General features: G+C 60.2%; 29 protein-coding genes. 14 read left to right on the top strand and 15 right to left on the bottom strand.

Annotation, left to right across the window (positions count from 1 at the left end):
- Positions 1-12: 12 nt before the first annotated feature.
- Positions 13-600 (bottom strand): YajG family lipoprotein, encoded by a 588-nt coding sequence (locus OZ428_RS05875; RefSeq protein WP_038849873.1) that lies wholly within the window; start codon positions 598-600, stop codon positions 13-15.
- A gap of 194 nt (positions 601-794) precedes the next feature.
- Between OZ428_RS05875 and OZ428_RS05870 the strand changes: the two genes are divergently transcribed.
- Both OZ428_RS05870 and mqo read left to right on the top strand, forming a co-directional pair.
- Entirely contained in the window at positions 795-1028 is a 234-nt protein-coding gene (locus OZ428_RS05870) for a hypothetical protein (RefSeq protein ID WP_133074643.1), read from the top strand.
- A gap of 718 nt (positions 1029-1746) precedes the next feature.
- Positions 1747-3255, top strand: coding sequence for a malate dehydrogenase (quinone) (gene mqo / locus OZ428_RS05865; protein ID WP_133074644.1), 1509 nt, complete (start codon positions 1747-1749; stop codon positions 3253-3255).
- A 63-nt stretch (positions 3256-3318) separates the two neighbouring features.
- On the opposite strand, the gene OZ428_RS05860 is transcribed toward mqo, so the two are convergent.
- The 4 genes from OZ428_RS05860 to OZ428_RS05845 form a co-directional block, all read right to left on the bottom strand.
- Entirely contained in the window at positions 3319-3606 is a 288-nt protein-coding gene (locus tag OZ428_RS05860) for a PA4642 family protein (RefSeq protein ID WP_016976601.1), read from the bottom strand.
- Between the two features lie 74 nt (positions 3607-3680).
- Positions 3681-4166 carry a hypothetical protein gene (locus OZ428_RS05855; protein WP_133074645.1) on the bottom strand — a complete coding sequence of 162 codons (486 nt, stop codon included), beginning with the start codon at positions 4164-4166 and terminating at the stop codon, positions 3681-3683.
- A 35-nt stretch (positions 4167-4201) separates the two neighbouring features.
- Positions 4202-4669, bottom strand: coding sequence for a WbuC family cupin fold metalloprotein (locus tag OZ428_RS05850; protein WP_016976599.1), 468 nt, complete (start codon positions 4667-4669; stop codon positions 4202-4204).
- Positions 4670-4672: 3 nt separating this feature from the next.
- Positions 4673-5230 carry a hypoxanthine-guanine phosphoribosyltransferase gene (locus OZ428_RS05845; protein WP_038849867.1) on the bottom strand — a complete coding sequence of 186 codons (558 nt, stop codon included), beginning with the start codon at positions 5228-5230 and terminating at the stop codon, positions 4673-4675.
- Between the two features lie 164 nt (positions 5231-5394).
- On the opposite strand from OZ428_RS05845, the gene upp reads away from it, so the two are divergent.
- Positions 5395-6033 (top strand): uracil phosphoribosyltransferase, encoded by a 639-nt coding sequence (upp, locus tag OZ428_RS05840; RefSeq protein WP_010213094.1) that lies wholly within the window; start codon positions 5395-5397, stop codon positions 6031-6033.
- Between the two features lie 2 nt (positions 6034-6035).
- The gene (locus OZ428_RS05835) at positions 6036-7310 is read left to right on the top strand and encodes a uracil-xanthine permease family protein (protein ID WP_177112885.1); all 1275 of its coding nucleotides are present in this window, start codon (positions 6036-6038) and stop codon (positions 7308-7310) included.
- Positions 7311-7369: 59 nt separating this feature from the next.
- On the opposite strand, the gene hisC is transcribed toward OZ428_RS05835, so the two are convergent.
- From hisC to OZ428_RS05785, 10 genes are all read right to left on the bottom strand, one after another.
- Positions 7370-8422, bottom strand: coding sequence for a histidinol-phosphate transaminase (gene hisC / locus OZ428_RS05830; protein ID WP_016976595.1), 1053 nt, complete (start codon positions 8420-8422; stop codon positions 7370-7372).
- Between the two features lie 3 nt (positions 8423-8425).
- Entirely contained in the window at positions 8426-9748 is a 1323-nt protein-coding gene (gene hisD / locus OZ428_RS05825; protein WP_033899389.1) for a histidinol dehydrogenase, read from the bottom strand.
- Positions 9749-9876: 128 nt separating this feature from the next.
- Positions 9877-10512 carry an ATP phosphoribosyltransferase gene (hisG, locus tag OZ428_RS05820; protein ID WP_003188599.1) on the bottom strand — a complete coding sequence of 212 codons (636 nt, stop codon included), beginning with the start codon at positions 10510-10512 and terminating at the stop codon, positions 9877-9879.
- Between the two features lie 214 nt (positions 10513-10726).
- Positions 10727-11992, bottom strand: a complete 1266-nt coding sequence (gene murA, locus OZ428_RS05815) for a UDP-N-acetylglucosamine 1-carboxyvinyltransferase (RefSeq protein WP_010213103.1) — start codon at positions 11990-11992, stop codon at positions 10727-10729.
- A gap of 23 nt (positions 11993-12015) precedes the next feature.
- Positions 12016-12255, bottom strand: coding sequence for a BolA family protein (locus tag OZ428_RS05810; protein ID WP_003188597.1), 240 nt, complete (start codon positions 12253-12255; stop codon positions 12016-12018).
- Positions 12256-12369: 114 nt separating this feature from the next.
- Positions 12370-12675 (bottom strand): STAS domain-containing protein, encoded by a 306-nt coding sequence (locus OZ428_RS05805; protein ID WP_016976200.1) that lies wholly within the window; start codon positions 12673-12675, stop codon positions 12370-12372.
- Positions 12672-13322, bottom strand: a complete 651-nt coding sequence (locus tag OZ428_RS05800; RefSeq protein ID WP_033899382.1) for an MlaC/ttg2D family ABC transporter substrate-binding protein — start codon at positions 13320-13322, stop codon at positions 12672-12674. Before OZ428_RS05800 ends, OZ428_RS05805 begins: the two co-directional genes overlap by 4 nt.
- A gap of 11 nt (positions 13323-13333) precedes the next feature.
- Positions 13334-13801: an outer membrane lipid asymmetry maintenance protein MlaD gene (mlaD, locus tag OZ428_RS05795; protein WP_003171814.1), complete on the bottom strand. Its 468-nt coding sequence runs from the start codon at positions 13799-13801 to the stop codon at positions 13334-13336.
- Positions 13801-14598 carry a lipid asymmetry maintenance ABC transporter permease subunit MlaE gene (gene mlaE / locus OZ428_RS05790; RefSeq protein ID WP_010213107.1) on the bottom strand — a complete coding sequence of 266 codons (798 nt, stop codon included), beginning with the start codon at positions 14596-14598 and terminating at the stop codon, positions 13801-13803. The genes mlaD and mlaE overlap by 1 nt, the downstream gene beginning before the upstream one ends.
- On the bottom strand, positions 14598-15407 hold the full coding sequence (locus OZ428_RS05785) for an ATP-binding cassette domain-containing protein (protein WP_003171811.1): 810 nt from the start codon (positions 15405-15407) through the stop codon (positions 14598-14600). The genes mlaE and OZ428_RS05785 overlap by 1 nt, the downstream gene beginning before the upstream one ends.
- Before the next feature lie 297 nt (positions 15408-15704).
- Here OZ428_RS05785 and OZ428_RS05780 point away from each other — a divergent pair, with 297 nt between their 5' ends.
- The 10 genes from OZ428_RS05780 (at position 15705) to OZ428_RS05735 (ending at position 22714) form a co-directional block, all read left to right on the top strand.
- Positions 15705-16679, top strand: a complete 975-nt coding sequence (locus tag OZ428_RS05780) for a KpsF/GutQ family sugar-phosphate isomerase (protein ID WP_269132869.1) — start codon at positions 15705-15707, stop codon at positions 16677-16679.
- Positions 16680-17204 (top strand): KdsC family phosphatase, encoded by a 525-nt coding sequence (locus tag OZ428_RS05775; protein ID WP_010213109.1) that lies wholly within the window; start codon positions 16680-16682, stop codon positions 17202-17204.
- 8 nt (positions 17205-17212) lie between these two features.
- Positions 17213-17785 carry an LPS export ABC transporter periplasmic protein LptC gene (lptC, locus tag OZ428_RS05770; RefSeq protein WP_133074646.1) on the top strand — a complete coding sequence of 191 codons (573 nt, stop codon included), beginning with the start codon at positions 17213-17215 and terminating at the stop codon, positions 17783-17785.
- Positions 17772-18305, top strand: coding sequence for a lipopolysaccharide transport periplasmic protein LptA (gene lptA, locus OZ428_RS05765; protein ID WP_033899372.1), 534 nt, complete (start codon positions 17772-17774; stop codon positions 18303-18305). The genes lptC and lptA overlap by 14 nt, the downstream gene beginning before the upstream one ends.
- Positions 18305-19030, top strand: a complete 726-nt coding sequence (lptB, locus tag OZ428_RS05760; protein WP_003171806.1) for an LPS export ABC transporter ATP-binding protein — start codon at positions 18305-18307, stop codon at positions 19028-19030. The genes lptA and lptB overlap by 1 nt, the downstream gene beginning before the upstream one ends.
- Before the next feature lie 185 nt (positions 19031-19215).
- Positions 19216-20709 (top strand): RNA polymerase factor sigma-54, encoded by a 1494-nt coding sequence (locus OZ428_RS05755; RefSeq protein WP_016974289.1) that lies wholly within the window; start codon positions 19216-19218, stop codon positions 20707-20709.
- A gap of 75 nt (positions 20710-20784) precedes the next feature.
- The gene (gene hpf, locus OZ428_RS05750; RefSeq protein WP_003171804.1) at positions 20785-21090 is read left to right on the top strand and encodes a ribosome hibernation-promoting factor, HPF/YfiA family; all 306 of its coding nucleotides are present in this window, start codon (positions 20785-20787) and stop codon (positions 21088-21090) included.
- A 10-nt stretch (positions 21091-21100) separates the two neighbouring features.
- A complete protein-coding gene (ptsN, locus tag OZ428_RS05745; RefSeq protein ID WP_061435337.1) occupies positions 21101-21565 on the top strand; it encodes a PTS IIA-like nitrogen regulatory protein PtsN in 465 nt (154 codons plus the stop codon).
- Positions 21566-21567: 2 nt separating this feature from the next.
- Positions 21568-22425 (top strand): RNase adapter RapZ, encoded by an 858-nt coding sequence (rapZ, locus tag OZ428_RS05740; protein ID WP_028618857.1) that lies wholly within the window; start codon positions 21568-21570, stop codon positions 22423-22425.
- Positions 22426-22441: 16 nt separating this feature from the next.
- On the top strand, positions 22442-22714 hold the full coding sequence (locus OZ428_RS05735; protein ID WP_016974292.1) for an HPr family phosphocarrier protein: 273 nt from the start codon (positions 22442-22444) through the stop codon (positions 22712-22714).
- Positions 22715-22743: the final 29 nt, after the last annotated feature.

Below are 22743 nucleotides of genomic sequence, written 5' to 3'. Positions count from 1 at the left end.
TTGTGGGATCGCTTATTGCGAGCTGAGCAACGAACCGATGCTTGGATCCTTGAACAGGCGGGTCAAGGCATCACTGAGGACGTCGCTGACCAGCTTGGTGTTGGTTTCCTGGTTCGGCGACATGCCGAAGCGCTGGTTCAGGGACGCACCGTAGCGACCGCTGTAGCGACGGGTGCCGGCGCTGACGTCGGACTTGAAGGTCGCGCCGATGGACGCTTCGGTCACGTACAGGCCGTCTTTAGGCGACTGGTATTTCAGTTCAGCCAGGGTGATGGTCAGCTGCGGCGCACCCGGTGCGTTGGCGCTCGGGGTGAAACCCAGCAGGCGCACGGCGGCTTCAGCCTGGGCCTGCAGCTTGGGCAGCACGTCCTGGGCATTCACCGAGACCAGGGCGGTTTCCGGGTACAGGCCACCGCGCGAGCCGAGGGTCGGCGACGGACGGCCATCCACCACACGCACCGACACCGGCTGGCCGTGGCCCACTGGGGCCAGCTGCGTGGTGATTTTCGGCTCAGGGGTCAGTTGTTGCGGGCTGTTGGCGCAGCCAACCAGGGTCAAACTGGTCACAGTGATCAAACCGAACAACAGGCGTTGCAACATGCGCTTCTCTCCAGAAATCAGGATCCGACAGGCCGGCAGTATAGCGGGGCGCCACTGCGGGGAACTAGCATCAGTTACAACCTGAGACCGGTTGGCTGGGCGGCGGTTCGATGTCACCGATATGTCACACCCGTTACATGGGCTCGTCATCCCGGCCAGGCATGCTGGGTCCCAATCTCAGGAGGTTGATCGCCATGCATTTTCTCTGGTCATTGTTTACGCGCAAGCCCGCCCTTCGTCAGTTCGCCCTGCTCGATGTGCAAGGTCGTTGCCAGGCCTTCAAAGAGTGCAGCCAGCCGCCTGTTGGCGACGGTTGGGTAGAAATCGATGAAATCCGCCTGAGCTGGATGCACCACCCGCTGCCGGCCCGTGCCCGCGTCAACCCACGTCCTGCGCGGTCGCCCCGGCATCAGCCGTTGGCCGCCTGACCGAACGCCTAATAAAAGTCATAAAACACGCCCATTTCCCTGGCGTTCTTCGCTACAATCTCCCCCCGATTATAAGGACGTCTCCTGATCGGGCCTCGCAGCATCGTTAATGCCTCGGCACTAACCCCACAATCGCCCACAGAGAGCCGCCCACACAGATCGAGTGAAGCTGGCGCGCTTGCTGTTTTCTTTGCAAACCACCCGCCTTTACCGAATCTGCCAGAGCTGCCATTGCGCTCGGCCACTTGAGTTGTTTGCCCGTATTGCCGCGTGTCGGCTAGGGGCCAGGTGCCAGGCTGGGGCAGCCCTTTTTTGAGGTTCACGTCTTCAAAAGAGCGTGAAAAAACGGGTTTTCACAACTTCACAAGAGTGTGGCGAGCAAATGAATAGTTTGGCGTTTGTACAAGCACCATCAGCGTCTGGAACAGCCCAACCACACAGGACCGAGCACGCCTTAAAAACCGGAGCTTGAGCCTGTCCGCTACGGATTGGTTGCACGAATCGCACGCTTTGACCATAAGTCGAATTGCCACAGGCGCCCATGAATGCGTTCATAGGCAGATTAGCCCGGCAGGAAGCGTGCGCTGAACATGCAAAGAATTGCGAATCGGACATGGCGATCCTGGCCATGGGTAACCTGGGGCAACACGTGAACCGCCCCGTCACTCCTGGCAGCCATGCCGTCAATTTGGTGCTGCAGATTTTGGAGACGCGTTAAATGGCGCATAACGAAGCAGTCGACGTAGTACTGGTAGGGGCCGGCATCATGAGTGCCACCCTGGCCGTACTGCTCAAAGAGCTCGACCCCGGCCTCAAGCTGGAAGTCGTTGAGCTGATGGATTCGGGTGCCGCGGAAAGTTCCAACCCGTGGAACAACGCCGGGACCGGCCACGCCGGGCTGTGTGAGCTGAACTACACGCCGCAGGCCGCCGATGGCTCCATCGACATCAAGAAAGCCGTGCACATCAACACCCAGTTCGAGGTGTCGAAGCAGTTCTGGGCGTACCTGACCAAAAAGGGAACCTTTGGCTCGTCCAAGTCCTTTATCAGCCCGGTGCCGCACCTGAGCTTCGTGCAGGGCGAAAAAGGCGTGGACTTCCTCAAGAAGCGCTTTGAATCCCTCAGCCAGCACCACGCGTTTTCGGACATGCACTACACCGAAGACCGTAGCGAAATGGCCGAGTGGATGCCGCTGATGATGCCGGGCCGCCCGCTCGACGAAAAAATCGCGGCCACCCGCGTGATGAACGGCACCGACGTCAACTTCGGCGCGCTGACCAACCAACTGCTCAGCCACTTGACCAGCTCGCCCGACGCCCAGGTCAAGTACTGCAAGCGCGTCACCGGCCTCAAGCGCAACGGCGCGGGCTGGACCGTGAGCATCAAGGACGTCAACAGCGGCAACAGCCGTGAAGTGGACGCCAAGTTCGTGTTCCTCGGCGCCGGCGGCGCGGCCCTGCCGCTGCTGCAAGCCTCGGGCATCGAAGAAAGCAAAGGTTTTGGCGGCTTCCCGGTCAGCGGCCAGTGGCTGCGTTGCGACAACCCGGACGTGGTCAAGCACCACCAGGCCAAGGTCTACAGCCAGGCCGCCGTGGGTTCGCCGCCGATGTCCGTGCCGCACCTGGACACTCGCGTGGTGGATGGCAAGAAATCCCTGCTGTTCGGGCCATACGCCGGCTTCACCACCAAGTTCCTCAAGCACGGCTCGTTCCTCGACCTGCCGATGTCGATTCGCGCCGGCAACATCGGCCCGATGCTCGCCGTGGCCCGCGACAACATGGACCTGACCAAGTACCTGGTCAGCGAAGTACGCCAGTCCATGGAACAGCGCCTGGAATCCCTGCGTCGCTTCTACCCGGAGGCAAAAGCCGAAGACTGGCGCCTGGAAGTGGCCGGCCAACGGGTGCAGATCATCAAGAAAGACCCGAAAAAAGGCGGCGTGCTGCAATTCGGCACTGAGCTGGTCGCGGCCAAAGACGGCTCGCTGGCTGCGCTGCTGGGCGCGTCCCCAGGTGCTTCGGTGACCGTTTCGATCATGCTGGAATTGATCGAGAAGTGCTTCCCAGGCAAAGCGTCGGGTGAATGGGCCGCCAAGTTGCAGGAAATTTTCCCGGCACGGGAAAAGGTCCTGGAGACGGACGCCGAGCTGTATCGCAAGATCAACGCGCAGAACAACATCAGCCTGGAGCTGGTTGAACCTGCCGCCGAGACCGAAAGCTACGCTTGAGGCGCCATAAAAAACGCCCCGCTCTCAACCTGAGGACGGGGCGTTTTTTTATGTCTCGGATAATCAGCCGCGAGCGTTTTCGATCAGTTCGATGTACTCGTCCGCGTTGCGCTGGTCCTTGATCAGGTCGACGAAGGTCTGGCCATGCTCATCCTTGCCGTCGAGGTCCAGGCCTGCTTCCTTGAAAAAGCCCAGGAACCGCTCGAAATCGTCGATACGCAGGCCACGGTAGGCCTTGATCAGTTTGTGCAGGGACGGGGAAGTCGCGTCGACCGGCTCGAAGTCCAGGAACAACTTGATCTGATCGTCGCCGATCTCGTCACCAATCACCTGTTTCTTATCTTTACGCATTACCGACTCCAGCCTGCAGACATTTACACGGGGCTTGAAGTCTACCTGCGGGGCGCGGGCTTGTGTAGGCGGGGCTACCTGGCCTTTACAGCGCCGGTGTGCAGATCCGCCCAGATGTGGCCATTGGCGTAGCTGAGAAACTGCACATACACCGTGTCATTGCGCAGCAGGTCGACAATCACGCGGTATTGAGCCACCGGGTAGGACAGTGTCAGGGTTTTGCTCTTGTCATCGTAGGCCGGTTTTTTCAGGCTTTTGCTTTCGGCGTCGAAATTGAGTACCACTTGGGCGATAGACGCGCCTTTGTTCAGGGACTTGCCCTTGAGGCGGATTATCAGCGGCGAAGTCACCGGGATCGGCTGCTGGCTGGACTGGCGCTGGTTGCCGACCACCACCGTGTACTCGGTAACTTGCAGCAATTGCTGCTGGTCCGGCGCTTCGGCGCGCAGGTTCAGGTCGTCCGAGGGCAGGAATTGGCTGTGCATCGGTGCCGGCGCCGCGGCCAGCGGCAGGCTGAGGGTCAGCGCCAGGGCGGCGCAGGTGCGAATCAACAGGCTCATGGGCCGCTCCGGCAAGATGGGCCCAGCACTGTAGCTCAATCGAACTGGGCAAGCATCCAGCGTTGATACTCGGCTACGCCGGCATCGCCTTCGCGGGGGGCCCAGTCGGCCAGTTCGCCTTCGCCCACCGGGCGATACGGGCCAGCCTTGCACTCGAACATCACCGTGTCGGGCGCAAGCACCACCAGGCCGTGGAACACGCCAGGTGGAAGATCGACCCCAGCGCATTCACCACCAGCCTGCATCACGCGCTTGGTGAGCACTTCGCCGGACTCACTGAACACCAGCAAACCCAGGCTGCCCTGCAGCACAAGCAAGGTTTCCGCCTTGTCCGCACTCAGGTGACGATGCGGCGGCACATAAGTGCTGGGTTGCAGCCCTACGGCCAGACGGTGGCAAGGTTCTTCCATCTGGTGGAAGTTGTGATGGTGCCGGCCACGAGGGCTGGCGCCCGCTTTCTCGGCCAGTTCGGCAAACAGCGTCTGATCCAGAAAGCGGGCCATGGCTTACATCCCTTTGACGGCGTAGATACCGTTGGCGTTGCGCCAGTAGCCCTTGTAATCCATGCCGTAACCGAAGATGTAGCGGTCGATGCACGGCAGGCCGACGTAATCGGCCTTGAGGTCTGGGCGGGCCTTGCGGTCGTGGTCCTTGTCGATCAGCACGGCGGTGTGCACGTTGCGCGCGCCGGCGTGTTTGCAGAAGTCGATGATCGCGCCCAGGGTGTGGCCTTCATCGAGAATGTCGTCGATGATCAGCACGTCGCGGTCGATAAACGAAACTTCCGGCTTGGCTTTCCAGAACAGGTCGCCGCCGCTGGTTTCGTTGCGATAGCGAGTGGCGTGCAGGTAGGAGGCTTCCAGCGGGAATTGCAGGTGAGTCAGCAATTTGCCGGCGAAGATCAGGCCACCGTTCATCACGCAGAAGACCACCGGATTGGTGTCGGCCATTTCGCGGGTGATGTGCGCGCCGACCTTGGCGATCGCCTCTTCGACTTGCGCTTCGGTGTACAGGCAGTCAGCCTCGCGCATGATTTGACGGATATGCTCGAGATCAGCGGACATGGCGCTCTCCAAGGGGGTGCTGTGGCAAGAAAAGCGGGCGAAGGTACGCTTCTCGTGCGCTCCGAGCAAGCCTTAATGGACTAACGTACTAGATGTCTATAGGACAACACCCTCGGATAGATTAATCTAGGCCGGTTTTTTTGCCCGCCGCCGGAGCCTTTCCCATGCCCACTCGCGAGATCCGCCACCCGCTGATCCGACACAAGCTCGGCCTTATGCGCCGCGCCGACATTAGCACGAAGAACTTCCGTGAGCTTGCTCAGGAAGTCGGAGCGTTGCTCACTTACGAAGCCACCAAGGATTTGCCCCTGGAAACCTACGAGATCCCCGGTTGGGCCGGTCCCGTCCAGGTGGAGAAAATCGCTGGTAAGAAAATCACCGTGGTCCCGATCCTGCGCGCCGGTATCGGCATGCTCGAAGGCGTGCTCAGCCTGATCCCGGGCGCCAAGGTCAGCGCCGTGGGCGTAGCCCGCAATGAAGAGACGCTGGAGGCCCACACCTACCTGGAAAAACTCGTTCCGGAAATCAACGAGCGCCTGGCGATGATCATCGACCCGATGCTGGCCACCGGCAGTTCCATGGTTGCCACCATCGACCTGCTGAAAAAAGCCGGTTGCCGGGACATCCGCGCCATGGTTCTCGTCGCTGCGCCTGAAGGCATTGCGGCCGTCGAGAAGGCCCACCCGGACGTGCAGATCTACACCGCGTCCATCGACGAGCGCCTGAACGAACACGGCTACATCATCCCAGGCCTGGGCGATGCCGGTGACAAGATCTTCGGCACCAAGCAGAAGGACGCGTGAGCATGCAGGATGAATTCAACGACCCGCTTTGGCGCCAGATCCTGTCTGGCGCACAAATGCTCTTCGTGGCATTTGGCGCGCTGGTGTTGATGCCGCTGATCACAGGTCTTGATCCAAACGTCGCACTGTTCACCGCGGGCCTGGGCACGTTGCTGTTCCAGGTGGTGACAGGGCGGCAGGTGCCGGTATTCCTGGCGTCGAGCTTTGCGTTTATCACACCGATCATTCTCGCCAAGGGCCAATTCGGCCTCGCGGCGACCATGGGCGGCGTGATGGCGGCCGGTTTCGTTTATACCTTCCTGGGTCTGGCGGTGAAGGTCAAAGGCACCGGTTTTATCGACCGGCTGCTGCCGCCCGTGGTGATCGGGCCGGTGATTATTTCCATCGGCCTGGCCATGGCGCCAATCGCCGCCAATATGGCGATGGGTAAATCCGGCGACGGTGCCGAGCTGATCCATTACCAGACGGCGATGATGATCTCGATGCCAGCGCTGCTGACCACGTTGATCGTGGCGGTGTTCGGCAAGGGCATTTTCCGCCTGGTGCCGATCATCTCCGGCGTGCTGGTGGGTTTTGCCATGTCGTTCTACTTTGGCGTGGTCGACACGGCGAAGATCGCCGCCGCGCCATGGTTCGCCCTGCCCCACTTCACCGCGCCGGAATTCAACTGGCAGGCGATCCTGTTCATCGTCCCGGTGGCCCTGGCCCCGGCAATCGAGCATATCGGTGGTGTGATTGCGGTCGGCAGCGTGACCGGTCGCGACTACCTGAAGAAGCCCGGCCTGCATCGCACCCTGCTGGGCGACGGTATTGCCACCACGGCCGCCGGCCTGTTTGGTGGCCCGCCTAACACGACCTACGCGGAAGTGACTGGCGCGGTCATGCTGACCAAGAACTACAACCCGAAGATCATGACCTGGGCGGCAGTGTTTGCCATCAGCCTGGCATTCATCGGCAAGTTCGGCGCACTGCTGCAGAGCATCCCCGTGCCGGTGATGGGCGGGATCCTGTGCCTGCTGTTCGGTTCGATTGCGGCGGTGGGCATGAACACGCTGATCCGCCACAAGATCGACCTGGGCGAAGCGCGCAACCTGGTGATCGTGTCGGTGACATTGGTGTTCGGGATTGGCGGTGTGCTGGTCGGCACCGGCACCGGCCCGGATGATTTCGGCCTCAAGGGCATCGCCCTGTGTGCGGTGGTAGCGATTGGCTTGAACCTGCTGCTGCCGGGCAATGATGGTTGGAAGAACAAGAAGCCGGATGAGCCGTTGATCTGACGGTTGAGCCAATAAAAATGGGAGCCCACAGGCTCCCATTTTTGTTTCAAGCGTCGGTGTTACAGCTCACCAAGGCCATCGATCAACGCCTGGTTCTGCTCCGGCGTACCAATGCTGATCCGCAGGAACTGCGCAATCCGCGCCTGCTTGAAGTGCCGCACGATCACACCTTGCTCACGCAACTTGGCCGCCAGGCCGGCAGCGTCGTGCTTGGGGTGACGAGCAAAGATAAAGTTCGCTGCCGACGGCAACACTTCAAAGCCCTTCGCCTCCAACTGCCCGACCACCTTGTTGCGGCTGTCGATCACCAACTGACACGTCTTGTCGAAATACTCACGGTCCTCGAACGCCGCCGCCGCACCGACAATCGCCAGGCGATCCAGCGGATAGGAGTTGAAGCTGTTCTTGACCCGCTCCAGCGCCTCGATCAGGTCCGGATGGCCCACGGCCAGGCCCACGCGCAAACCGGCCAGTGAGCGCGATTTGGACAGGGTCTGGGTCACCAGCAGGTTCGGGTAACGGTCCACCAGGCTGATCGCGGTTTCGCCGCCGAAGTCGATATAGGCTTCATCAACCACCACCACCGAATCCGGGCTGGCCTTGAGGATCTGCTCCACCGCATCCAACGCCAGCACGGTGCCGGTCGGCGCGTTCGGGTTGGGGAAAATGATCCCACCGTTGGGCTTGGCGTAGTCCGCCACACGAATCTGGAACTGCTCGTCCAGCGGCACCGGGTCGGATTGAATGCCATAAAGGCCGCAATACACCGGGTAGAAGCTGTAGCTGATGTCCGGGAACAGCAGCGGCAGGTCGTGCTGGAACAGGCCGTGGAAGATGTGGGCCAGGACCTCGTCGGAGCCGTTGCCGAGGAACACCTTGCCGGCATCGATCCCGTAATACTTGGCGACTGCCTGCTTGAGCAGGTCGCTGTTGGGGTCCGGGTACAGGCGCAGGTTGTCGTTCAACTCGGCCTGCATCGCCGCCAACGCCTTGGGCGATGGGCCGTAGGGGTTTTCATTGGTGTTGAGCTTGACCAGTTTGGTCAGCTTGGGTTGCTCGCCGGGCACGTAAGGCACGAGGTCCTTGACGAAGGGGCTCCAGAATTTGCTCATGTCTCAGTTCCCCTTTTCTTCAAGGATGCGGTATTCGGCGCTACGGGCGTGGGCGCTCAAGGATTCACCACGGGCCAGCACCGAGGCGGTCTTGCCCAGCTCGGAGGCGCCCTGCGGCGAGCAGAAGATGATCGACGAACGCTTCTGGAAGTCATACACCCCCAGCGGCGACGAGAAACGCGCAGTGCCGGACGTCGGCAGCACGTGGTTCGGGCCCGCGCAGTAGTCGCCCAGGGCTTCGCTGGTGTGGCGGCCCATGAAGATCGCACCGGCATGGCGGATCGACGGCAGCCAGGCTTGTGGATCGGCGACGGACAGCTCCAAGTGCTCCGGCGCGATGCGGTTGGCCACTTCGATGGCCTGCTCCATGTCACGCACCAGGATCAACGCGCCACGGCCATTGATCGACTTCTCGATGATCTCGGCGCGGTCCATGGTCGGCAGCAACTTGTTGATGCTGGCGGCGACCTGGTCGAGGAACGCGGCGTCCGGGCTGACCAGGATCGCCTGGGCGTCTTCGTCGTGCTCGGCCTGGGAGAACAGGTCCATGGCGATCCAGTCCGGATCGGTCTGGCCGTCGCACACCACGAGGATTTCCGACGGGCCGGCGATCATGTCGATACCGACCTGGCCAAACACGTGACGCTTGGCGGTGGCGACGTAGATATTGCCAGGGCCGACCACCTTGTCGACCTTCGGCACGCTTTCGGTGCCATAAGCCAAGGCGGCGACGGCCTGGGCGCCACCGATGGTGAACACGCGGTCGACACCGGCGATGCAGGCAGCTGCCAGCACCAATTCGTTGATTTCACCGCGCGGAGTCGGCACCACCATGACCACTTCGGTCACGCCTGCCACTTTGGCCGGGATGGCGTTCATCAATACCGACGACGGGTAGGAAGCTTTACCGCCTGGCACGTACAAGCCGGCACGGTCCAGCGGCGTGACCTTCTGGCCCAGCACGGTGCCGTCGGCCTCGGTGTAGCTCCAGGAGTCTTGTTTCTGCTTTTCGTGGTAGCTGCGCACGCGCGCCGCCGCGACTTCCAAGGCTTCGCGCTGAGGTGCAGTAATGCGCGTCAGGGCCAGTTCCAGGCGTTCACGGGGCAGGATCAGGTCGGACATCGACGCGACGTCCAAGCCATCGAACTGGCGGGTGAAGTCCACCAGCGCCGCATCACCGCGCTCGCGCACGGCCTTGATGATGTCGAGCACTCGCCCGTTGACCGACTCGTCGGACACGCTTTCCCAGCTCAGCAGATGATCCAGATGATGGGCGAAATCCGGGTCGGCAGCGTTGAGTCGGGCAATTGCAGTGGACGTGGTCATAGCGAGGGCCTCAATAGAATTGGCAAAAACTCAGGCGCCCTAAACTAGCAGTCGTTTCCGCTTGGGCACCTGAGAATTCTGGCTATGAGGCGGATAGACGGGCGCAGCCTTCCGGCTACGCGGGTAAGTCAACCGCGGTGTCGCGACTCCACTGCCTTGCGCAGGGTGTCGATCAACGCTTGGATACGGGCGTGCTGCATCTTCATCGAGGCTTTGTTGACGATCAGGCGGGAGCTGATGTCGGCAATGAAGTCTTGCGGCTCGAGGCCGTTGGCACGCAGGGTGTTGCCGGTGTCGACCACGTCGATGATCTTGTCGGCCAGGCCGATCAGCGGCGCCAGCTCCATCGAACCGTAGAGTTTGATGATGTCGACCTGACGACCCTGTTCGGCGTAGTAACGCTTGGCAACGTTGACGAACTTGGTCGCGACGCGCAGGCGGCCTTTAGGCTCGACGTCGCCAACACGGCCGGCGGTCATCAGCTTGCACAGGGCGATACGCAGGTCCAACGGCTCGTACAGGCCCTGGCCGCCGTATTCCATCAGCACGTCCTTACCGGCGACACCGAGGTCGGCCGCGCCATGTTCAACGTAGGTCGGCACGTCGGTAGCCCGTACGATCAACAGGCGAACGTCGTCCTGGGTCGTGGGGATGATCAGCTTGCGGCTCTTGTCCGGATTCTCGGTCGGCACGATGCCCGCTTCAGCCAGAAGCGGCAAAGTGTCGTCAAGGATGCGGCCCTTGGACAGTGCGATGGTCAACATGGGAAACGTCAGTCCTTCATCAGGCTATTGCTGCCCGGTCGCAAACGGCGCCGGACACAGATCGAGGCCATTACAGCCTCGATTTTGAACAAATTCAGCATACTGCTTCTTTAATTTGTAGTGAGCGGGCTTGTCCCGCGCCGCAGTGTGTCAGGCGCCTTAACCATACCTGATACACCGCGGCGCGGGGCAAGCCCGCTCACTACAACGGCAACTAGCCCGGTACGCGGCGGATTTTTGCGCCGAGCATCTGCAGTTTTTCTTCGATGCACTCGTAGCCACGGTCTATGTGGTAGATGCGGTCGATCAAGGTGTCGCCTTCGGCGATCAGCGCCGAGATCACCAGGCTGGCCGAAGCCCGCAGGTCGGTGGCCATCACTGGCGCGCCCTTGAGTTTCTCGGTGCCGGTGACGATGGCGGTGTTGCCTTCGACCTGGATCTTCGCGCCCATGCGGTGCAGCTCGTACACGTGCATGAAGCGGTTTTCGAAGATGGTCTCGATCACGGCACCGGTGCCTTCGGCAATGGCGTTCAAGGAGATGAACTGCGCCTGCATGTCGGTCGGGAACGCCGGGTACGGAGCGGTTCGCACGTTGACGGCTTTAGGACGCTTGCCGTGCATGTTCAGCTCGATCCAGTCTTCGCCAGTAGTGATTTCGGCACCGGCTTCGCGCAGTTTTTCCAGGACTGCTTCCAGGATGGTCGGATCGGTGTCCTTGACCTTGACGCGACCACCGGTCACGGCGGCGGCAACCAGGTAGGTGCCGGTCTCGATACGGTCTGGCATCACCTTATAGGTAGCGGTGTGCAGGCGCTCTACACCATCGATGGTGATGGTGTCGGTGCCAGCACCGGAAACCTTGGCACCCATGGCGTTCAGGAAGTTGGCCAGGTCGACCACTTCCGGCTCGCGCGCAGCGTTCTGCAGCACGCTGCGGCCTTTGGCCAGGGCAGCGGCCATCATGATGTTCTCGGTACCGGTCACGCTGACGGTATCAAAGAAGAAGTTCGCGCCACGCAGGCCGCCTTCCGGCGCCTTGGCCTTGATGTAGCCGCCTTCGACGTCGATGACCGCGCCCATGGCTTCGAGGCCACGGATGTGCAGGTCCACCGGACGCGAGCCGATGGCGCAACCGCCAGGCAAAGCGACTTCGGCTTCACCGAAACGGGCAACCATAGGGCCCAGCACCAGGATCGACGCACGCATGGTTTTCACCAGTTCGTACGGGGCGATCAGGGTCTTGATGGTGCGCGGGTCGATTTCGACGGCCAACTTCTCGTCGATTACCGGCTCAATGCCCATGCGACCGAAGAGCTCGATCATGGTGGTGATGTCGTGCAGGTGCGGCAGGTTGGCCACGGTGACCGGGCCATCGCACAGCAGGGTCGCTGCCAGGATCGGCAAGGCGGAGTTTTTTGCACCGGAGATGCGAATCTCGCCATCAAGGCGGGCACCGCCGGTAATAATCAATTTATCCATAAGAATCTCGACGCCTTGGGGGCTCAGGTGCGCTCGGCCCAGGCCGCGCGGCTGAAAAATTTCATAGTGACCGCATGGATGCTGCCATCGGTGATCCACGGGTTCAAATGGGCATAGATCTGCTGTTGACGCTTGACCGGGCTCAATGCCGCCAGTTCATCGCTAATCACGTTCAGCTGGAAGTTGCAGCCTTCGCCTTCAACTTCAACGGTCGTTTCCGGCAGCTTTCCTTCAAGAAAGCTCTTAACTTCTAGGGCCTGCATGCTCAACCTCTATCGGCGCCCAGTGCGCGCGGGTCGCACATCATACAAAAAAGCCCCGCGCCTGCGAACCCCGCATAGCAGGACTCTGACGGGGGGCCTCTCTAATAATGTGTATTAAGGATGCGCCAGCAGCTCGGTCAAGCCGGAAACTTCGGCGATTTCACGCATGTCTTCGGGCATTGCACGAATGCTGACCGGCTTTTTGGCCGCCTCAGCATCGCGTAAGAAGCACAGCAGCAACGACAAACCCACGCTGCTGGACTTGGTCACCGCCGAACAATCCAGCACCAACGCGGGCGCGGAGCTGGTCTTGATCAGTGCCTGACCCTGCTTGCGCAGGTCAGGCCCCGTGCGGTAATCCAGCACGCCGCTGATGAACAGCTCGCCGGCATTGCCTAGACGAACAGCCGCCTCGGTCATTGCGCAGGCTTCCCGGCAGCTTGTTTGTCGGTTTCTTCCTTGGCCTTGGCGACTTCACCGGCCCAACCATTGATGGTCTTGTCCAGGTCGTTGCCATTGCGCTGCATGGCGTCGGCGAACTGATCACGGAACAGCTTGCCGATGTTGATACCGTTGATGATCACGTTACGCAGCTTCCACTCGCCGTTGACCTTCTCCAGGGTGTACTGCACCGGGTAGACGGCGCCGTTGTTGCCCTTGACGCTCATGTTGACGCTGGTGCGATCACCGGATTCATCACCGGCGGGAGCGACGGTAATGCCCTGGTTGTTGTACTCAAGCAGCGCATTGCCATAGAACTGGAACAGGCCACGCTTGAAGTTTTCCTGGAAGGTCTGCATCTGCGCCGGGGTCGCCTTGCGCGAATACTTGACGGTCATGATGCTGCGGGAAATGCCCTCGGCATCGACGACCGGGCCGACAATGGTGTTGAGCGCGTCGTAGAACTTACTCGGATCTTGCTTGTACTGCTCTTTATTGGCAGTCAGGTCAGCCAGCATTTTGCTGGTCGTGTCCTGCACCAGGTCGTGGGCAGAGCCTGCAGCGTTAGCCATCAGCGGCAGCGCTGCCAACAACACCAGCAGGCCACGTCGCAAGGTAGAGATCATGAACAGATTCCTCATTTGGCGTCTTTATTGACCGTATTAAGCAGGAATTTACCGATCAGGTCTTCAAGCACCAGCGACGACTGTGTGTCGTGGATTGTCGAGCCATCCTTGAGCAAGGCTGTTTCCCCACCCACGCTGACACCGATGTATTTTTCGCCCAGCAGACCCGCAGTGAGGATAGATGCAGTGGAGTCAGTCGGCAGATTATCTACCTTCTTGTCCAGTTGCATGGTCACTCGCCCGGTGAAGCTGTCGCGGTCCAGATCGATTGCCGTGACCTTGCCGATGGTCACACCGGCCATGGTCACTTTAGCTCTGACAGTCAAACCGGCGATATTGTCGAAGTAAGCGTAAAGTTTATAAGTATCGGCGGTGGGGCTCGCCGACAGGCCACTGACGCGCAGGGCCAACAACAATAAAGCCAGGATGCCAGCCAGCAAGAAAAGGCCGACACCGATTTCCACAGTGCGGTTTTGCATCAGAAATCTCCAAACATCAAGGCGGTCAAAATGAAGTCAAGGCCCAGTACCGCCAGCGAGGCGTACACAACGGTCTTGGTGGTGGCGCGACTGATCCCTTCTGAAGTGGGCTCACAGTCGTAGCCTTGGAATACGGCGATCCAGGTGACGACGAAGGCGAAGACGATGCTCTTTATGATGCCGTTGAGCACGTCACCGCTGAAGGTCACGCTGTTTTGCATGTTGGCCCAGTAGGAGCCGTCGTAGACGCCCAGCCAGTCCACCGCCACCCACGAACCGCCCCAGATACCCACCACACTGAAGATCATCGCCAGCAGTGGCAGGGAAATGAAGCCGGCCCACAGGCGTGGGGCAACAATGTACTTGAGCGGGTCCACGCCGATCATTTCCAGGCTGGACAACTGTTCAGTCGATTTCATGTTGCCGATTTCGGCAGTCAGCGCCGAACCCGCACGCCCGGCGAACAGCAAGGCGGTCACCACCGGCCCCAGTTCACGCAACAGCGTCAGGGCGACCATCTGCCCGACCGCTTGCTCCGAACCGTAGCTGGAAAGAATATTGAAGCCCTGCAACGCCAGCACCATGCCGATGAACACCCCGGAGACCACAATGATCACCAGGGACATCACGCCGACCGAATGCAGCTGCTTGATCAGCAGGCCAAAGCCGCCACCAATGCCGCCGCGACCGAGCAGGGCGTGGAACAGGAAAATCGTCGAACGGCCGAGCACTTCGACAATGTCGATACCCGAGCGACCGAAAAGGCGAACCTTCTCGATAAGAGATGTCTTGCGCATCAGCGCTTCCCCAGAAGATCTGAGCGGTAATCCGCTGCCGGAAAGTGAAAAGGCACCGGGCCATCGGGATCGCCGGTCATGAATTGGCGAATGCGCGGGTTGTCGGCGTTCATCAGCTCTTCAGGCGTGCCCTGCCCCAGCACCTGGCCATCGCCGACGACATAGAGGTAATCGGCAATGCTCGCGGTTTCTGCCAGGTCGTGGGAGACCACGATGCTGGTGATACCCAGCGCATCATTGAGCAGGCGGATCAAGCGCACCAGCACGCCCATGGCGATGGGGTCCTGGCCGACAAAGGGCTCGTCATACATCAGGATTTGCGGGTCGAGGGCGATGGCGCGCGCCAGGGCCACACGGCGCTTCATGCCGCCGGACAGTTCGTCAGGCATCAGGTCGATGGCACCGCGAAGCCCTACGGCCTGCAGTTTAAGCAACACAATGTCACGAATCATTTCATCGGACAGCTGGGTATGCACCCGCAGCGGAAAGGCCACGTTCTCGAACACGTCGAGGTCGGTAAACAGCGCACCGCTCTGGAACAGCACGCCCATATGCTTGCGCGCATCGAACAGATCGCTGCGCGACAGAGTCGGCAGGTTCTGGCCATTGACCCACACTTCGCCGGCACTGGGCCGCAATTGCATGCCCATCAGGCGCAACAGGGTGGTCTTGCCGCAACCGGAAGGCCCCATGATGCCCGTGACCTTGCCGCGCGGAATGCGGATATCGACGTTATTGAAGATGCTGCGCGTCCCGCGCTTGAAGGTCAGTCCCTTCAGCTCGACCGCGTAGGCGTTATCGGCACTCATCTAAACTCCTTGGGATGCAGCCTCTCACTCAGACACCACGCTTGCGACAAACGTTTGCAACCGTTGTGCAATAGTTGGCACGTGGGCTGGGCGGACCGAACTGGCGGCGAACTATATCACTGCTGGTACAAGGCGCCCAAGGCCGGAACAGCGCTTGTTCAGATTGGGGACAGGGAAAAATCGTTGCTTAGGATGAATCTCAGGCGCATTGCGAACAAACCCTGACGAACTAGCGTGAGGGAATTGATCATTACCGCTATAATCGCCGACTTTTCGTCAGGCTATACGATTTCAGACATGAGCCAATCCAGCGACCTTATTCAATCCGCACAACGCACCATCCGCCTCGAGCTTGAAGCCGTAGAAGGCTTGCTGGCGCATATCGACGCAGATTTCGTACGCGCCTGCGAGATGATTCTGGCCAGCAAAGGCCGCGTTGTCGTGGTCGGCATGGGCAAGTCGGGCCACGTCGGCAACAAGATCGCCGCCACCTTGGCCAGCACCGGAACCACCGCTTTTTTCGTGCACCCGGCCGAAGCCAGCCACGGCGACATGGGCATGATCACCAAGGATGACATCATCCTGGCGCTGTCCAACTCCGGCACCACCAACGAAATCGTGACCCTGCTGCCGCTGATCAAGCGCCTGGGCATCCAGATGATCAGCCTCACCGGCAATCCGGATTCGACGCTGGCCAAGGCCGCCGAAGTGAACCTGAATGTTCACGTGGCCCACGAAGCCTGCCCGCTGAACCTGGCACCCACCTCCTCCACCACTGCCGCACTGGTGATGGGCGACGCCCTGGCCGTGGCGCTGCTGGAAGCCCGCGGGTTTACCGCGGAAGACTTCGCGTTTTCCCATCCGGGTGGCGCCCTGGGCCGTCGCCTGCTGTTGAAAGTGGAAAACGTCATGCATTCCGGTGATGAATTGCCCCACGTCCAGCGCGGCACCTTGCTGAAGGACGCGCTGATGGAAATGACCCGCAAGGGCTTGGGCATGACCGTGATCCTGGAAGCCGACGGCCGCCTGGCCGGGGTCTTCACCGACGGCGACCTGCGCCGCACCCTAGATCGCACCATTGATATCCACACCGCCACCATCGACGCGGTGATGACCCCCCACGGCAAGACCGCCCGTCCCGAGATGCTGGCAGCCGAAGCCTTGAAAATCATGGAAGACCACAAGATTGGCGCACTGGTGGTGGTCGATGGCAGTGACCACCCGATCGGCGCCCTGAACATGCACGACTTGCTGCGTGCGGGAGTGATGTAAATGACCAGCGACCTGTTGCAACGCGGCAAGAACATCAAACTGGCGATTTTCGACGTTGATGGCGTGCTGACCGATGGCCGCCTGTACTTCCTCGAAGACGGCAGCGAATTCAAGACGTTCAACACCCTCGACGGCCAAGGCATCAAGATGCTGATGGCGTCGGGCGTGCAAACGGCGATTATCAGCGGCCGGAAAACCCCGGTTGTGGAACGCCGCGCACAAAACCTGGGGATTCCTCACCTGTATCAGGGCCGCGAGGATAAACTGGTGGTTCTGGACGAGCTTCTTGGCCAACTCAACCTAAGCTATGAGCAGGTCGCCTACTTGGGCGATGACCTGCCAGACCTGCCGGTGATCCGTCGAGTGGGCTTGGGCATGGCCGTCGCCAATGCGGCGGCGTTTGTTCGCGAGCACGCCCATGGCATCACCACCGCCCGTGGCGGCGAAGGTGCCGCCCGCGAGTTCTGCGAGCTGATCCTGCGTGCCCAGGGCAGCCTTGAAGCGGCCCACGCCGCCTACCTATAGAGCGTTTTATGCTGAGCAAAAAGATTCGCAACTTCCTGCTATTCGGGGTCATCGCCGCGCTGTTCCTGGCGGTGGGCTACTGGAATATCAGCCCGGAGCGCTTTCTCGACCAGCCTGCTGCGCAGGTTGACGAGGGGGCTATCGACTATTACGCCACCAATGCCAAGAGCGTGCAGTTCCTGCCCGACGGCAAGGTGCAGTACGAGATGACCTCGGACAAGGTCGAGCACGTCAAGGCCAGCGAAATCACCCTGCTGACCAACCCGGACATGAATATTTACCGCGGCACCGAATTTCCGTGGCACGTCACCAGCAAGCGTGGCGAGGTCAACCCGGACGGTACCGAGGTGGAACTGATCGACTCGGTGCGCGTTGCGCGCACTGACGATAAAAAACGTGAGACCGTGATTACCAGCAGTCGCATGACCGTATTCCCGCAGAAGCAATATGCGCAGACCGAGCAAGACGTTAGAATCGACGGCGCTGGCGGTGTATCGACTGGCAAGGGAATGAAAGCGTATTTGAAAGAAAGCAGGATACACCTGCTATCGAACGTAAGAGGACAGTATGAGGCTCGTTAAAACTCTCCCTATTTTGCTCGGCCTGGGCGCAGCACTGGGAAGCGTGAGCGCCTGGGCTCTGCCGAACGATAGCCAGCAGCCGATCCACATCTCGGCCGACGATGCGCAGCTGGATGACAAGCAAGGCGTTGCCACCTACACCGGCGGCGTGATCATCACCCAGGGTTCGATGAAAATCACCGGCAATACCGTGACGCTTACGCGCACCAAGACCGGCGATATCGATGTCGTGACCTCGGTAGGCAACCTGGCTTACTTCGAACAGAAGCAGTCGCCCACCGACACTGGCCCGATGAAAGGCTATGGCAAGACCATCCAGTACCACGCCCAGCAAAACCGCATCGTACTGATCGACCAGGCCAAGGTGCTCAGCCCCGATGGCAACTCCACGGAAGGTGAGAAAATTACCTATGACACCGTGAAACAGATCGCTAACGCCGGTCGTGCCAATGGCAACAAGGTCACCGCGCCTCGTCCACGCATCGACATGGTTATCCAGCCGAAGAAGAAGGCCGAGTAATGGCAACCCTGAAAGCCCAGCATCTGGCCAAGGCCTATAAAAGCCGTCAGGTCGTGCGCGACGTCAGCCTGTCGATCGACAGCGGCCAGATCGTCGGCTTGCTCGGCCCCAACGGCGCCGGCAAGACCACTTGCTTCTACATGATCGTCGGCCTGGTCCAGGCGGATCAGGGTCGCGTCCTGATCGACGACCTCGACGTGAGCCACCAGCCGATGCACGGCCGTGCGCGCGCCGGTATCGGCTATCTTCCGCAGGAGGCGTCGATCTTCCGCAAACTGTCGGTCGCCGATAACATCATGGCGATCCTCGAGACCCGCAAGGAGCTTGACCGTGATGGCCGTCGCAAGGAGCTGGAAAGCCTGCTGCAGGAATTCCACATCAACCACATCCGCGACAACCTCGGTATGAGCTTGTCTGGTGGTGAGCGTCGCCGTGTGGAAATCGCCCGCGCCCTGGCCACGGCACCCAAGTTCATCCTGCTGGACGAACCGTTTGCCGGCGTTGACCCGATCTCGGTCGGCGACATCAAGCAGATCATCCATCACCTCAAGGCCAAGGGCATTGGCGTGTTGATCACTGACCACAACGTCCGTGAGACCCTCGATATCTGCGAAACCGCGTATATCGTCAACGATGGTCAACTGATCGCCGAAGGTGATTCCGCCACCATCCTGGCCAACGAACTGGTCAAGGAAGTGTACCTGGGTCACGAGTTCCGCCTGTAAACACCGTGGTGTCACGGCCGTTTGCCGAGGTGCGCGGGAGTCAATAAAAACCTCCGGATTTTTATTGTTACCGCGCTCTAGGCAAAGCCCCCGACATCAGGCATATAATTTGCTTATGTTTGGCGCTCACGCGCCCTGTCGTGGATGGCGCATTGCGCCGGCGAATAAGGTGTTAAGCCCCTGCCATGAAACCATCGCTAGTCCTGAGAATGGGCCAGCAGCTGACGATGACACCGCAGCTGCAACAGGCCATCCGCCTGCTCCAATTGTCGACCCTGGACCTGCAACAGGAAATCCAGGAGGCCCTGGAGTCCAATCCGATGCTCGAACGCCAGGAAGAAGGCGACGACTTCGATAACGCAGACCCGCTGGCCGATAACATCGAGCAAAAACCCAATTCCGACGTGCAGGAACCCTCCTATCAGGAAACCGCCCCTACGGTGGATAACCTTGAGGAAGGCGAATGGAACGAACGCATCCCCAACGAGCTTCCCGTCGACACGGCCTGGGAAGACGTCTACCAGACCAGCGCCAGCAGCCTGCCCAGCAATGACGATGACGAGTGGGACTTCACCACCCGCACCTCCGCCGGCGAAAGCCTGCAGAGCCATCTGCTGTGGCAACTGAACCTGGCGCCGATGTCGGACACTGATCGCCTGATCGCCGTGACCCTGATCGATTGCATCAACAACCAGGGTTATCTAGACGAGACGCTTGAAGAGATTCTTGAAGCCTTCGACCCGGAACTGGATATCGAGCTGGACGAGATTGAAGCCGTCCTGCACCGCATCCAGCAGTTCGAGCCTGCTGGAATCGGCGCGCGTACCCTCAGCGAATGCCTGCTGCTGCAATTGCGCCAACTGCCAGCCAAGACACCTTGGCTCGCCGAGGCCCAGCGTCTGGTCACCGATTACATCGACCTGCTGGGCAGCCGCGACTACAGCCAGTTGATGCGCCGCATGAAGCTCAAGGAAGACGACCTGCGCCAGGTCATCGAGCTGGTACAGAGCCTCAACCCGCGCCCAGGCTCGCAAATCGAGTCCAGCGAAGCCGAGTACGTGGTGCCTGACGTGATCGTGCGCAAGGACAACGAGCGCTGGCTCGTGGAGCTGAACCAGGAGTCGGTGCCACGCCTGCGGGTCAACCCGCAATACGCCGGTTTCGTGCGTCGCGCCGACACCAGCGCCGACAACACCTTCATGCGCAACCAGTTGCAGGAAGCGCGCTGGTTCATCAAGAGCCTGCAAAGCCGCAACGAAACCCTGATGAAAGTGGCCACCCAGATCGTCGAGCACCAGCGCGGCTTCCTGGAGTACGGCGACGAAGCCATGAAACCGCTGGTGCTGCATGACATCGCCGAAGCGGTGGGCATGCATGAATCGACGATTTCCCGGGTCACCACGCAGAAATTCATGCATACCCCACGGGGTATTTATGAACTGAAATACTTTTTCTCAAGCCACGTCAGCACCTCCGAAGGCGGTGAATGCTCGTCCACGGCGATCCGCGCGATCATCAAAAAACTGGTTGCCGCGGAAAATCAGAAAAAGCCATTGAGTGACAGTAAGATCGCTGGTTTACTGGAGGCACAAGGCATTCAGGTCGCCCGTCGAACCGTCGCCAAGTACCGCGAGTCCCTCGGGATCGCGCCTTCCAGCGAGCGTAAGCGTTTGATGTGACGGGCGGGCCACAGCGTTCCAGTGGTGGGTATTCCTGCCCACCGCTTTATGCACTGGCAACGAAGGAGAAGCTGTATGCAAGTCAACATCAGTGGACACCAGCTGGAAGTCACCAAACCCCTGCGTGAATACACCGAAAGCAAGCTGAACAAGCTGGCGGGGCATTTTGACAAGATCACCAACGTGCAGGTCATCATGGAGGTCGATAAGCTCAAGCAGAAAATCGAGGCCACCCTGCACGTACCGAATGCAAAGCTGGTCGCCAATGCGGAGCATGAAGACATGTACGCGGCGATCGACTCGCTCTACGACAAGCTTGACCGCCAACTCATAAAGCATAAGGAAAAGAATCTGCACCTAATGCAAGGTACAGGTCGTTAACCCTCCCCCCATGATCCGACTTGAAACCATCCTGACCCCCGGCCGTTCCCTCGTGAACGTGCCGGGCGGCAGCAAGAAGAAAGCCCTCGAACAAATTGCCAACCTGATCGCGCGCGAAGTGCCGGATCTGGAGATGCAAGATGTCTTCGACGCGCTGATTGCCCGTGAAAAACTCGGTTCCACCGGTTTTGGCAACGGCATCGCCATTCCTCACTGCCGTCTCAAGGGCTGCGAAACCCCCGTCAGCGCCCTGCTGCACCTGGAAGCCCCCATCGATTTCGATGCGATCGACGGCGCCCCGGTTGACCTGCTGTTCGTTCTGCTGGTCCCGCAAGCCGCCACCGATGCGCACCTGGAACTGCTCCGGCAGATCGCCAGCATGCTCGACCGCAAGGAAGTACGTGACAAACTGCGCAGCGCCAGCAGCAACGAGGCGCTGTACCAGGTTGTCCTGGATGAACAGAACGGGCAGTAATCATGCGTTTGATCATCGTCAGCGGCCGCTCCGGCTCGGGTAAAAGTACCGCCCTCAATGTGCTTGAGGACAACGGTTTCTATTGCATCGACAACCTGCCCGCCGGCCTGCTGCCGGAACTGGCGGAACGCGCGTTGATTCACACCGAACTGGCGCAACCCCTGGTCGCCGTTTCGATTGATGCCCGCAACCTGCCCAGCCACCTTGAGCGGTTCCCGCAATTGCTCGAGGAAGTGCGGGCCAAGCACATTCATTGCGACGTGCTGTATCTGGACGCCGATGAAGAGACCCTGCTCAAGCGGTTCTCCGAAACCCGCCGGCGTCACCCCCTCAGCAGCCCTCACCGCTCCCTGGCGGAAGCCATTGAAGACGAAACCAAGCTGCTGGGGCCGATCATTGACCTCGCCGACCTCAAGATCAACACTACCAGCCTCAACCTGTACCAGTTGCGGGATGCCATCAAGCTGCGCCTGCTGAACCAGCCGGAGCCGGGTACCGCGTTTCTGGTGGAGTCGTTTGGGTTCAAGCGCGGTATGCCTGTGGACGCCGACCTTGTGTTCGACGTACGTTGCCTGCCCAACCCTTACTGGAAGCCGGAACTGCGTGAACAGTCCGGGCTGGACCAGCCCGTGGCCGATTACCTGGCCGCGCAACCGGATGTGGAGGAGATGTTCCAGGACATCTCCAGCTACCTGCTCAAATGGCTACCGCGTTTTGCCGCAAGCAATCGCGCCTATGTCACCATTGCCATCGGCTGCACCGGCGGGCACCACCGCTCCGTCTACCTGACCGAACGCCTGGGCCAGGTGTTGCAACAAACCCTCAAGAACGTCCAGGTCCGCCACCGCGACCTTAGCTGAAAGGAACACCTTCGCGATGCCCGCTCTGGAAATTGAAATCATCAACAAACTGGGCCTGCACGCCCGTGCCTCGGCCAAATTCGTGGGCGTGGCCGGGCAGTTTCCCTGCCAGATCCGTGCAGGTCGAACGCCGGAATCCATGGTCGATGGCAAAAGCATCATGGCCATGATGATGTTGGCAGCCGGCAAAGGCACCAAGATTCATTTGAAGACAGAAGGCGAGCAGGAAGACGAAGCGATGGCCGCACTGGTAGCGCTGATCAATAACTTCTTTGATGAGGGTGAGTAAGCTCACCCTTTGAGACATGCGTGAAGCCG

Source organism: Pseudomonas sp. GXZC, assembly GCF_026967615.1.
Lineage (GTDB): Bacteria > Pseudomonadota > Gammaproteobacteria > Pseudomonadales > Pseudomonadaceae > Aquipseudomonas > Aquipseudomonas azotoformans_A.
The sequence above is the reverse complement of the archived record's forward strand: the minus strand, read 5'-3'. Positions and strand labels throughout refer to the sequence as shown.

What these genes read in the sequence shown, in the direction of transcription:
- OZ428_RS05785 (WP_003171811.1), bottom strand. Translation starts at nt 15,407, where the DNA reads ATGAGTGCCGATAACGCCTACGCGGTCGAGCTGAAGGGACTGACCTTC.
- OZ428_RS05845 (WP_038849867.1), bottom strand. Translation starts at nt 5,230, where the DNA reads ATGTCCGCTGATCTCGAGCATATCCGTCAAATCATGCGCGAGGCTGAC.
- OZ428_RS05875 (WP_038849873.1), bottom strand. Translation starts at nt 600, where the DNA reads ATGTTGCAACGCCTGTTGTTCGGTTTGATCACTGTGACCAGTTTGACC.
- mqo (WP_133074644.1), top strand. Translation starts at nt 1,747, where the DNA reads ATGGCGCATAACGAAGCAGTCGACGTAGTACTGGTAGGGGCCGGCATC.
- OZ428_RS05835 (WP_177112885.1), top strand. Translation starts at nt 6,036, where the DNA reads ATGCAGGATGAATTCAACGACCCGCTTTGGCGCCAGATCCTGTCTGGC.
- hpf (WP_003171804.1), top strand. Translation starts at nt 20,785, where the DNA reads ATGCAAGTCAACATCAGTGGACACCAGCTGGAAGTCACCAAACCCCTG.
- OZ428_RS05780 (WP_269132869.1), top strand. Translation starts at nt 15,705, where the DNA reads ATGAGCCAATCCAGCGACCTTATTCAATCCGCACAACGCACCATCCGC.
- upp (WP_010213094.1), top strand. Translation starts at nt 5,395, where the DNA reads ATGCCCACTCGCGAGATCCGCCACCCGCTGATCCGACACAAGCTCGGC.
- mlaD (WP_003171814.1), bottom strand. Translation starts at nt 13,801, where the DNA reads ATGCAAAACCGCACTGTGGAAATCGGTGTCGGCCTTTTCTTGCTGGCT.
- OZ428_RS05775 (WP_010213109.1), top strand. Translation starts at nt 16,680, where the DNA reads ATGACCAGCGACCTGTTGCAACGCGGCAAGAACATCAAACTGGCGATT.
- rapZ (WP_028618857.1), top strand. Translation starts at nt 21,568, where the DNA reads ATGCGTTTGATCATCGTCAGCGGCCGCTCCGGCTCGGGTAAAAGTACC.
- hisD (WP_033899389.1), bottom strand. Translation starts at nt 9,748, where the DNA reads ATGACCACGTCCACTGCAATTGCCCGACTCAACGCTGCCGACCCGGAT.
- lptC (WP_133074646.1), top strand. Translation starts at nt 17,213, where the DNA reads ATGCTGAGCAAAAAGATTCGCAACTTCCTGCTATTCGGGGTCATCGCC.
- OZ428_RS05810 (WP_003188597.1), bottom strand. Translation starts at nt 12,255, where the DNA reads ATGCAGGCCCTAGAAGTTAAGAGCTTTCTTGAAGGAAAGCTGCCGGAA.
- OZ428_RS05860 (WP_016976601.1), bottom strand. Translation starts at nt 3,606, where the DNA reads ATGCGTAAAGATAAGAAACAGGTGATTGGTGACGAGATCGGCGACGAT.
- murA (WP_010213103.1), bottom strand. Translation starts at nt 11,992, where the DNA reads ATGGATAAATTGATTATTACCGGCGGTGCCCGCCTTGATGGCGAGATT.
- OZ428_RS05755 (WP_016974289.1), top strand. Translation starts at nt 19,216, where the DNA reads ATGAAACCATCGCTAGTCCTGAGAATGGGCCAGCAGCTGACGATGACA.
- hisG (WP_003188599.1), bottom strand. Translation starts at nt 10,512, where the DNA reads ATGTTGACCATCGCACTGTCCAAGGGCCGCATCCTTGACGACACTTTG.
- mlaE (WP_010213107.1), bottom strand. Translation starts at nt 14,598, where the DNA reads ATGCGCAAGACATCTCTTATCGAGAAGGTTCGCCTTTTCGGTCGCTCG.
- OZ428_RS05855 (WP_133074645.1), bottom strand. Translation starts at nt 4,166, where the DNA reads ATGAGCCTGTTGATTCGCACCTGCGCCGCCCTGGCGCTGACCCTCAGC.
- OZ428_RS05870 (WP_133074643.1), top strand. Translation starts at nt 795, where the DNA reads ATGCATTTTCTCTGGTCATTGTTTACGCGCAAGCCCGCCCTTCGTCAG.
- lptA (WP_033899372.1), top strand. Translation starts at nt 17,772, where the DNA reads ATGAGGCTCGTTAAAACTCTCCCTATTTTGCTCGGCCTGGGCGCAGCA.
- OZ428_RS05800 (WP_033899382.1), bottom strand. Translation starts at nt 13,322, where the DNA reads ATGATCTCTACCTTGCGACGTGGCCTGCTGGTGTTGTTGGCAGCGCTG.
- OZ428_RS05805 (WP_016976200.1), bottom strand. Translation starts at nt 12,675, where the DNA reads ATGACCGAGGCGGCTGTTCGTCTAGGCAATGCCGGCGAGCTGTTCATC.
- hisC (WP_016976595.1), bottom strand. Translation starts at nt 8,422, where the DNA reads ATGAGCAAATTCTGGAGCCCCTTCGTCAAGGACCTCGTGCCTTACGTG.
- OZ428_RS05850 (WP_016976599.1), bottom strand. Translation starts at nt 4,669, where the DNA reads ATGGCCCGCTTTCTGGATCAGACGCTGTTTGCCGAACTGGCCGAGAAA.
- ptsN (WP_061435337.1), top strand. Translation starts at nt 21,101, where the DNA reads ATGATCCGACTTGAAACCATCCTGACCCCCGGCCGTTCCCTCGTGAAC.
- lptB (WP_003171806.1), top strand. Translation starts at nt 18,305, where the DNA reads ATGGCAACCCTGAAAGCCCAGCATCTGGCCAAGGCCTATAAAAGCCGT.
- OZ428_RS05735 (WP_016974292.1), top strand. Translation starts at nt 22,442, where the DNA reads ATGCCCGCTCTGGAAATTGAAATCATCAACAAACTGGGCCTGCACGCC.